Consider the following 7,615-nt stretch of genomic DNA (forward strand, 5'->3'; position numbering starts at 1 on the left):
CGCGATCCCCTTCGCGGTGGCGCTGGCCCGGCTGGCGATCGTCGACTGGGAGGGCGTGGGCGACGCGAAGGGCGCCCACGTGGAGCCCGGTCCCGAGACGATCCCGGCGCTGATGGACATCTGGCCGATCTTCGAGGCGTTCCAGACCCGCTACGTCCAGAAGGGGCTGCTGCTGGAGCAGGAAAAAAACGCCTCTGCGCCCTCGCAGCCTGGGTCTGGGGCGGGGGCGCGGACTACTGCCGGGCGTGCGACGGGCCGTGCCCGGACTGCCCGCAAACGCAAGAGCGGCCGCTGACATCCGAGGGCCGGCAGGTGCGGGATCTGGTGCAGGCGGCGGGCGGCCAGCTGCGGCTGGCACCGATGGGCGGCGTCATCGGCTTCGACATGACCGCGCTGCTCGCCATGGCCGGCACCCGCGGCGTTCCGCTTGCCGCCGCCGCCGAGCTTCTCCCGCACATCGAGGCGGTGGTGGTCCGGAAGCTGAACGAGCAGGCCGCGTCAGGCGGCGGCGACGGGGGCGATGTCTGAGACGTCCACCGTATCGCGCGCGCGGGCGAGGTCCCACGCGCGCTGCAGGTTCATCCAGTATTCGGGCGTCGTGCCGAAGGCCCTTGCGAGCCGCATGGCGGTGTCGGCGGTCACGGCCGTTTCCTCCCGCACCAGCCGCTCGATCCGGGTGCGCGGCACGTGCAGGCGCCTGGCCAGCGCGATCGGGCTCAGCCCGAGCGGGTCGAGGTAGAGCTCCTTGAGAACCTCGCCGGGGTGCGAGGGGGTCTTCATCAGTGTCATGGCGCGCCCTTTCGATGCCCGTTCAATGGTAGTCGACGATCTCGACGTCGGCCGGTCCCTGATCGGTCCACACGAAGCAGATGCGCCACTGGTCGTTGATGCGCACCGAATGCTGCCCGGCCCGGTCGCCCTTGAGCTCCTCGAGATGGTTGCCCGGCGGAAACCGGAGATCCTCGAGGACCACGGCGGCATCGAGCGCCGAGAGCATCGCCCGCGTCCGCTTGACCAGATCGGCCGGGAAGCCCTTGCCGAACCGGCCTTCCACCGCGTTCGCCGCGCGCTTGCCCTTCGTGCTGACGATCATGAGCGCATGTATCACGACATGATACATATTTCAAGGGGCGCGCGGCGGCGCGCTTTACCGTTCCTGCTGATACCGGAGGCAGTCACATGGCCGAGAAACGCGTGAGCGTCCGCCTGTCGGCGACGGGCGGGCGGCAGGTCAAGGATGCGCTGCGCGGTGTCGGCGAGGCCGGGCAGAAGGGCTTCCGGCGCCTCTCGCGCGAGATGGAGGCGGCGAACCGCAGGCTTGCCCGTTTCGCGCGGCAGGCGACGCGGATCGCCCGGGTCGTCGGCGCCGCGGCTGCGGCGGCCGGCGCGGCGCTGATCCGCTCGGGGCTCCAGACGATCGACGCGCAGGCCAAGCTCGCGCAGTCGCTCGCCACCACCACCGCGAGCGTGCAGGTGCTCGCCCGGGCGGCGGACCTGTCGGGCAATTCCTTCCGCGAGCTCGAGGCCGGCTCCGCGCGCCTGACCCGGCGCCTGTCGCTCTTCGCCGCCGACGGGAGCGGGCCGGCGGCCGACGCGATCCAGCGGCTGGGGCTGAACGCGGCGGAGCTGCTCCGGCTGCCGCTCGACGAGCGCATTGCCCGGGTGACCGAGGCGATCCGGAGCAATGCCGCGGCCTCCGAGCAGGCGGCGCTCTTCTCGCAGCTCTTCGGCGATCGGGCCTTCGTGGCCTTCCAGCGGCTCGACCCGGCGCAGCTGCGCCAAGCGAATGACGAGCTCCGCCGCTTCGGCGTGCTGGTCAGCGACGCGGACGCCGACCGGATCGAGGAGACGAACGACGCGATCTCGCGGCTGGGGCTCATTTGGCGCGGGCTGTCGAACCAGCTGGCCGTCGCCGCCGCGCCGGCCCTGCAGAGCGCGGCCGAAGGGCTGGCCCGGCTCGGCGAAGTGGGCGGGCCGATCCAGCGGGTCTTCACCGGCATCTCCGACGCGCTCGTCCTGCTGATCGACAATCTCGGGCGGGTGGCGAGCACCGCGGCCGCCTTTGCCGGGTTTCTCGCCGGGCGCTGGGTGGCGGGGCTCGCCGCGGCGGCGCTTTCGGTGCGCGGCCTCGCCACGGCGCTGGTGGTCCTGCGCGGGGCGCTGATCCGCACCGGCATCGGCGCGCTGATCGTGGGCGCGGGCGAGCTGATCTACCAGTTTACGCGACTGGTGGCGGCGACCGGCGGCATCGGCGACGCGCTCGGTCTGCTTCGGGACGTGGCGGCGGAAGCCTGGGACCGGATCGCGCTCAGCGCAGGCGCCGCGTGGGCGCGGGTGGAGGCCGGTTGGGCCGCCGCGCAGGCCGGCATCTACGAGGGTCTGCAGGGCGCGACGGAGGCCGTGGTCGGCTGGGGCAACAGCACCGTCGCGACCTTCTCCGGTGCCTTCGATGCGGTGAAGGCAACCTGGGGCGCGCTGCCGGAGGCCATCGGAGACTTCGCCTTCCAGGCCGCGAATGCGCTGATCGACGGCGTCGAGTCGATGATCAACGGCGTGGTGGCGCGGATCAACCGCTTCATCTCCCGGCTGAACGCGGCGCTCGCCAATCTGCCCGACTGGGCGACCGGCGAGGGCGGCCTCTCTATCGGCACGCTGGATCCGGTCGAGCTGGGCGGGGTCGAGAACCCCTTCGCGGGCGCGGCGTCGGCGGTCGGCGATGCCGCGGGCGACGCCTTCCACGCCGCCATGGGCCGCACCTATGTCGAGGCGCCGGACCTCTTCGGGGGCATGGCTGCGGATGCGCGCGGCCGTGCCGCCGGCTATGCCGAGGCGGCCGGGATGCTGTCGGAGGCCGCCGCCCGCCCGATGACCGCCTGGCAGGCGCTGAAGGACGCCGTGGCGGGCGCGGGCTCGGACGGCGCGGCGGCGCTCGAGACGGCCGCGGACTCGGCCGACCGCTTCGAGGCGGCACTCGGCGCGGCGGGACAGGCGGCCAGCGAGGCCGGTGCCGCGGCCGGGGCGGCCGCTTCCGCCGCCGCGCCAAGCACCGAGCGGGCCGTCACCGGCTGGCAGGCGGTCACGGCGGCGCTGTCGGACTACGCCACCAGGGCCCGCGAGATCGGCGGCGATATCGGCCAGAGCCTCGTCGGCGCCTTCCGGTCGGCCGAGAACGCGGTGGGCGAGTTCGTGAAGACCGGCAAGCTGAAGGTCCGCGATCTTGTCACCTCCCTCATCGCCGATCTCGCGCAGCTCGCCGCCCGGCGCTTCATCCTGGGGCCGATCGCGGGTGCGCTCGGCGGTGCGCTCGGGGGTGCCGGCGGGCTCTTCGCCAGCGTCCTCCATGCCGGCGGTGTCGTCGGCGCACCGGCGCCCGGGCGCATGGTCCCGGCCGCGGCCTTCGCGGCGGCCCCGCGGATGCATTCCGGCGGCACGCTGGGGCTTCGCCCTGACGAGGTGCCGGCGATCCTGCAGCGCGGCGAGCGGGTGCTGTCGCGTCGGGAGGTGCGCGACCACGACGGCCCCCGCCGTGACCGAGAGGCCGCCCCGGTCGTCAACATCTCGATCCAGACCCGCGATGCCGAGAGCTTCCGCCAGTCGCGGACGCAAGTCGCGGCCGACATCTCGCGCGCCGTGGCCATGGGCCGGAGAGGCATGTGATGGCGTTCCACGAGGTCCGGTTTCCCGACAACATCAGCCGCGGCGCGCGCGGCGGGCCGGAGCGGCGCACCCAGATCGTCGAGCTCGCCTCGGGCGACGAGGAGAGGAACGCCAGTTGGGCCAACTCGCGCCGCCGCTACGATGTCGCCTACGGCATCCGCCGCGCGGACGATCTGGCGGCGGTCGTCGCCTTCTTCGAGGCGCGCAACGGCAGGCTCTACGGCTTCCGTTTCAAGGACTGGGGCGACCACAAGTCCTGCCTTCCATCTGGCACACCTTCGCCGACCGACCAGACGATCGGCACCGGCGACGGCACGACGACCGCCTTCCAGCTGGTGAAGCGCTACGCCTCCGGCGCGCAATCCTGGACGCGCGCCGTCGCGAAGCCGGTGATCGGAACCGTGCGCATCGCGCTGTCTGCCGTCGAGCAGCCCTCCGGCTGGTCGGTCGACACCGCCACCGGCGTCGTCACCTTCAGCGCTGCGCCGGGTGCTGGCGTCGGGATCACCGCGGGCTTCGAGTTCGACGTGCCGGTCCGCTTCGACACCGATGTGCTCGACGTGACGCTCGACGTGGAGCGGCTCGGATCCATTACCTCCATTCCGCTCGTGGAGATCCGGAGATGAACGATTCCGGCAGCTTCATTGCGGCCGTGCTGCGCGAACTCGCGGCCTCGACGGCCGTGATCCTCGCCGCCTGGGGCGCGCTCGGCGGCGCGACCAACGCGCTGACCACGAAGATGCACCTGCGCGACGCGCTGCGGCACATCCTGCTCGGCGGCCTGATCGCCGCGGGCATGGGCAGCCTGTCGATGGCAGTCATCACGAGTTGGATGGGCCTGCCGATGGAGGCGATCCCGGCGGGCGGTGCTGCCGGGTCGGCCGCCTATCTCGTGGGCGTCTTCGGCCCGGCCTTCATAGAGATGCTGCTCGCCCGCCTGCGCCGCGCCAAGCAGGGCGACGGCGATGAATGAGCTCGTTCGCCTCGCGCGCGCCCTCCGCTGCGACCCGGCAGACCCTCGAGCGGCCTTTACCCACCGTCTGCGCATCGGCCTCGCCGTCGCGGCGCTGATCCTGATCCTCTCGCTTCTCCGGTAATCCCATGCACATGACCGACCGGGGCCTGCTGGCCCTCGTCCGGCACGAAGGACTCGTGCCCGGGCCCTATCTCGATGTGAAACAGGTCTGGACCTTCGGCATCGGCCACACGGCCGCGGCCGGCTCGCCCGATCCCGCCACCATGCCACGCGGCATGCCCGCCGATCTGGACGCCGGGATCCGCGAGGCGTTCCGGGTCTTCCGGGCCGACCTCGCGCGCTACGAGGCCGCCGTTCAGCGGGCCGTGAAGGTGCCGCTGTCGCCGCACGAACTCGATGCGCTGGTCTCGTTCCACTACAACACCGGCGGCATCGCCAAGGCTGCGCTGACCCGGCACCTCAATGCCGGAAATCGCGTTGCGGCCACCGACGCGTTTCTGAACTGGCGCCGCCCGGCCGCGATCATCCCGCGCCGGGAGGCTGAGCGCGACCTGTTCCGGCACGGCCGCTATCCTGGCGGCACGATCCCGGTCTGGTCCGTGGATCGCACGGGCCGCGTCGACTTCTCCCGGCCGATCCGTCGCCTGACCGAGGATGAGGCGCTGGCCCTGCTACGCCGACCGCCGACGCCGCGGCCGCCCGTCCGCGACGCTGAATCCGACACGCCGACCGGCTGGTTCGCCCGGCTGGCCGCTTTCGTCTCCACCCTGATCCGGAGGGCCTGATCCCCATGCGCTACGTCCGACCCAACTCCATGACCTGGTGGGCGGGTCTGCTCGCCATGCTCACCGGCATCGCGTCTCTCGCGCTGCCTGCCACAGGTTCGCTCGGCGAGCTGTCCCGTCTCGTCGCGCTGCTGGCCGGCTCAGGCGATGCCTCGCCCGCAGGGCTGATGTTCCTCGGGCTCGGCCTGATCGGCCTGCGCGACCGGATCGAGCGCGGGTTCCGCGGCGATGGCTGATCTTCTGATCTGGCTGGTGGCGGCGATCGGCGCGGTCGGGGGCTTGGTCCTCGGCCGGCTCTGGGGCCGCGTCGAAGGGAAGCGCGCGGGCAAACTGGAGGCCGAACGCGATGCGATGGAAGACAAGAGCAAGCGCGTCGAGCGGGGTCGCGACGCGGTCCGCGATGGCCGCGGCGCTGGCGATCCCGCTGACCGGCTGCGCCGCAACGATGGGAACTGGTGATGAGCGATCTCAGCAAAAAGGCGCCACGAATTGAGCCGGCTCTTCTTCGTGACCTCATTCACTACGATCCTGATACCGGCCAGCTGACATGGAAGGCGCGGCGGCCAGTGAATTTCACACATTGCAAACGCGACCCGGCGTGGGTCTGCAGGATCTGGAACGCCAAGTACGAAGGTCGGCCGGCATTCGGTCGTCGCGAACACGGATACATCGCTGGCCGTGTTTTCGGTGCTCATGTGTACGCCCATCAAGTGGCGTTCGCGATCATGACCGGGCAATGGCCAGAGGCGCAGATCGACCACGTCAACGGCCGGCGCAGTGACAATCGATGGCGGAACCTGCGCCCTACCGATTCAGCGCAGAATGCGCGAAACACTGCGATATCGCGCAGCAACAGCTCGGGCGTCGTTGGCGTGAGCTGGAACAGGGAGAAGCGCCGCTGGTGGGCGTATATCCACCCTGCGAAAGGGCGCCGCCACTTGCTGGGGAGCTTTCGATCAAAAGCCGACGCGGTGGCCGTGCGCAAAGCTGCGGAGAGGCACTATGGATATCATCAAAATCATGGCCGCAAGCCTGCTTCTTAGCGGTTGCGCGACCCGTCCCCCGTTTTCCGATGCCGGCTGCACTTCCTATGCCGAGGCGCGGCTCGTCCGGCCGCCTGCCGACACAGTTGCCGCTTTGCCGCCGGATTGGGCGATTTGGATCGCCGATCTCGACGACCGCATGACGGGAACCTGCCGATGAAATCCGTCTCGGCCGCGCTGCAGGCCCATCTCGACGAGGGCACGACCACGCTCGCGTGGTGCTGGCGGATTACGCGGGCCGACGGCGTCACCTTCGGCTTCACCGATCACGACCGGACGCTCAGCTTCGACGGCACGGAGTTCGAGCCCGAGAGCGGTCTGACCGCGTCCGAGGTTCGCTCGGGCTCGGACCTGTCGGTCGATGCGCAGGACGCCGAGGGCGTGCTGACCTCGGACCGGATCACCGAGACCGACATCCTCGATGGGCGCTGGGACAACGCGGAGGTCGAGGTCTGGCGCGTGAACTGGGCTGACGCCGGCCAGCGCGTGCTGATGCGCCGGGGCGCCATCGGCCAGATCCGGCGCGGGCGGCTGGCCTTCGTCGCCGAGGTGCGCTCGTTGGCGCATGTGCTGGGCCAGACGGTGGGGCGGACGTTCCAGGCGACCTGCGACGCAGCTCTCGGCGATGGGCGCTGCGGGGTAGATCTGGAGGACCCGACCTACAAGGGCACCGGCGCGGTGATCGACATGCTGCGCGACCGGGCCTTCACCGCCTCTGGCCTTGGCGACTTTGAGGCCGGTTGGTTCACCTTCGGCACGATCGAATGGACCAGCGGCTCCAACGCGGGGCGTCGCGCGGAAGTGCTGGGCCACGACGTGACCGACGGCATCGCGATCCTGAACCTGCTCGAGGCGCCGGTACGCCCCATCGCCGAGGGTGACGGCTTCACCATCCGTGCGGGCTGCGACAAGCGGATCGAGACCTGCGGCGCCAAGTTCGCCAACACCGCCAATTTCCGCGGCTTCCCGCACATCCCCGGCCAGGACACCATCTTGCGCTACGCGACCAAGGACGGTGGCCACGACGGAGGCGTGTTGTGACGCCGGCCGACCCAGATAGGGTCATCGCCGCGGCGCACGCGTGGCTCGGCACGCCCTACCACGACCAGGCCAGCCTAAAGGGCGTGGGCTGCGACTGCCTCGGGCTCGCGCGG

The 7,615-nt window shown here is 71.1% G+C and carries 13 protein-coding genes and 2 pseudogenes; 13 read left to right on the forward strand and 2 right to left on the reverse strand.

The features are described from left to right. Together DRV84_RS15675 and DRV84_RS14615 are read left to right on the forward strand one after the other, a co-directional pair. A pseudogene (locus DRV84_RS15675) lies at positions 1–295 on the forward strand (hypothetical protein); the annotation flags it as partial. A gap of 17 nt (positions 296–312) precedes the next feature. Continuing rightward, entirely contained in the window at positions 313–528 is a 216-nt protein-coding gene (locus DRV84_RS14615; RefSeq protein WP_239995099.1) for a DUF7697 family protein, read from the forward strand. Here the strand turns inward: DRV84_RS14615 and DRV84_RS14620 are convergent. Further along, positions 499–789, reverse strand: a complete 291-nt coding sequence (locus DRV84_RS14620) for a HigA family addiction module antitoxin (RefSeq protein WP_115982012.1) — start codon at positions 787–789, stop codon at positions 499–501. The genes DRV84_RS14615 and DRV84_RS14620 overlap by 30 nt on opposite strands. 22 nt (positions 790–811) lie before the next feature. Beyond that, positions 812–1,093 (reverse strand): type II toxin-antitoxin system RelE/ParE family toxin, encoded by a 282-nt coding sequence (locus tag DRV84_RS14625; RefSeq protein WP_113259233.1) that lies wholly within the window; start codon positions 1,091–1,093, stop codon positions 812–814. An 86-nt stretch (positions 1,094–1,179) separates the two neighbouring features. Between DRV84_RS14625 and DRV84_RS14630 the strand changes: the two genes are divergently transcribed. The 11 genes and pseudogenes from DRV84_RS14630 to DRV84_RS16060 form a co-directional block, all read left to right on the forward strand. Continuing rightward, positions 1,180–3,657, forward strand: a complete 2,478-nt coding sequence (locus DRV84_RS14630; protein ID WP_115982014.1) for a phage tail tape measure C-terminal domain-containing protein — start codon at positions 1,180–1,182, stop codon at positions 3,655–3,657. Then, positions 3,657–4,283, forward strand: a complete 627-nt coding sequence (locus tag DRV84_RS14635) for a DUF2460 domain-containing protein (protein ID WP_115982016.1) — start codon at positions 3,657–3,659, stop codon at positions 4,281–4,283. Before DRV84_RS14630 ends, DRV84_RS14635 begins: the two co-directional genes overlap by 1 nt. Next, a complete protein-coding gene (locus tag DRV84_RS14640) occupies positions 4,280–4,630 on the forward strand; it encodes a hypothetical protein (RefSeq protein WP_115982018.1) in 351 nt (116 codons plus the stop codon). The genes DRV84_RS14635 and DRV84_RS14640 overlap by 4 nt, the downstream gene beginning before the upstream one ends. Further along, complete coding sequence (locus DRV84_RS16180) at positions 4,623–4,754, forward strand: hypothetical protein (RefSeq protein WP_275668767.1); 132 nt, start codon at positions 4,623–4,625, stop codon at positions 4,752–4,754. The genes DRV84_RS14640 and DRV84_RS16180 overlap by 8 nt, the downstream gene beginning before the upstream one ends. 4 nt (positions 4,755–4,758) lie before the next feature. After that, complete coding sequence (locus DRV84_RS14645) at positions 4,759–5,418, forward strand: lysozyme (protein WP_115982020.1); 660 nt, start codon at positions 4,759–4,761, stop codon at positions 5,416–5,418. 29 nt (positions 5,419–5,447) lie between these two features. After that, the gene (locus DRV84_RS14650; protein ID WP_158547821.1) at positions 5,448–5,654 is read left to right on the forward strand and encodes a hypothetical protein; all 207 of its coding nucleotides are present in this window, start codon (positions 5,448–5,450) and stop codon (positions 5,652–5,654) included. Continuing rightward, positions 5,647–5,877, forward strand: coding sequence for a hypothetical protein (locus DRV84_RS14655; RefSeq protein ID WP_115982024.1), 231 nt, complete (start codon positions 5,647–5,649; stop codon positions 5,875–5,877). Before DRV84_RS14650 ends, DRV84_RS14655 begins: the two co-directional genes overlap by 8 nt. After that, complete coding sequence (locus DRV84_RS14660) at positions 5,877–6,461, forward strand: HNH endonuclease (protein WP_115982025.1); 585 nt, start codon at positions 5,877–5,879, stop codon at positions 6,459–6,461. Before DRV84_RS14655 ends, DRV84_RS14660 begins: the two co-directional genes overlap by 1 nt. Beyond that, entirely contained in the window at positions 6,421–6,621 is a 201-nt protein-coding gene (locus tag DRV84_RS15495; protein WP_139307524.1) for a hypothetical protein, read from the forward strand. The genes DRV84_RS14660 and DRV84_RS15495 overlap by 41 nt, the downstream gene beginning before the upstream one ends. Further along, positions 6,618–7,502, forward strand: coding sequence for a DUF2163 domain-containing protein (locus DRV84_RS14665; RefSeq protein WP_115982027.1), 885 nt, complete (start codon positions 6,618–6,620; stop codon positions 7,500–7,502). The genes DRV84_RS15495 and DRV84_RS14665 overlap by 4 nt, the downstream gene beginning before the upstream one ends. Then, positions 7,499–7,615, forward strand: a pseudogene (locus DRV84_RS16060) (peptidase); the annotation flags it as partial. The gene DRV84_RS14665 and the pseudogene DRV84_RS16060, both read left to right, overlap by 4 nt.

The sequence above is a fragment of the Rhodosalinus sediminis genome (assembly GCF_003385555.1).
In the GTDB taxonomy this organism is placed as follows: domain Bacteria; phylum Pseudomonadota; class Alphaproteobacteria; order Rhodobacterales; family Rhodobacteraceae; genus Rhodosalinus; species Rhodosalinus sediminis.

What these genes read in the sequence shown, in the direction of transcription:
- DRV84_RS14620 (WP_115982012.1), bottom strand. Translation starts at nt 789, where the DNA reads ATGACACTGATGAAGACCCCCTCGCACCCCGGCGAGGTTCTCAAGGAG.
- DRV84_RS14630 (WP_115982014.1), top strand. Translation starts at nt 1,180, where the DNA reads ATGGCCGAGAAACGCGTGAGCGTCCGCCTGTCGGCGACGGGCGGGCGG.
- DRV84_RS14635 (WP_115982016.1), top strand. Translation starts at nt 3,657, where the DNA reads ATGGCGTTCCACGAGGTCCGGTTTCCCGACAACATCAGCCGCGGCGCG.
- DRV84_RS14645 (WP_115982020.1), top strand. Translation starts at nt 4,759, where the DNA reads ATGCACATGACCGACCGGGGCCTGCTGGCCCTCGTCCGGCACGAAGGA.
- DRV84_RS14665 (WP_115982027.1), top strand. Translation starts at nt 6,618, where the DNA reads ATGAAATCCGTCTCGGCCGCGCTGCAGGCCCATCTCGACGAGGGCACG.
- DRV84_RS16180 (WP_275668767.1), top strand. Translation starts at nt 4,623, where the DNA reads ATGAATGAGCTCGTTCGCCTCGCGCGCGCCCTCCGCTGCGACCCGGCA.
- DRV84_RS15495 (WP_139307524.1), top strand. Translation starts at nt 6,421, where the DNA reads ATGGATATCATCAAAATCATGGCCGCAAGCCTGCTTCTTAGCGGTTGC.
- DRV84_RS14625 (WP_113259233.1), bottom strand. Translation starts at nt 1,093, where the DNA reads ATGATCGTCAGCACGAAGGGCAAGCGCGCGGCGAACGCGGTGGAAGGC.
- DRV84_RS14640 (WP_115982018.1), top strand. Translation starts at nt 4,280, where the DNA reads ATGAACGATTCCGGCAGCTTCATTGCGGCCGTGCTGCGCGAACTCGCG.
- DRV84_RS14650 (WP_158547821.1), top strand. Translation starts at nt 5,448, where the DNA reads ATGACCTGGTGGGCGGGTCTGCTCGCCATGCTCACCGGCATCGCGTCT.
- DRV84_RS14660 (WP_115982025.1), top strand. Translation starts at nt 5,877, where the DNA reads ATGAGCGATCTCAGCAAAAAGGCGCCACGAATTGAGCCGGCTCTTCTT.
- DRV84_RS14655 (WP_115982024.1), top strand. Translation starts at nt 5,647, where the DNA reads ATGGCTGATCTTCTGATCTGGCTGGTGGCGGCGATCGGCGCGGTCGGG.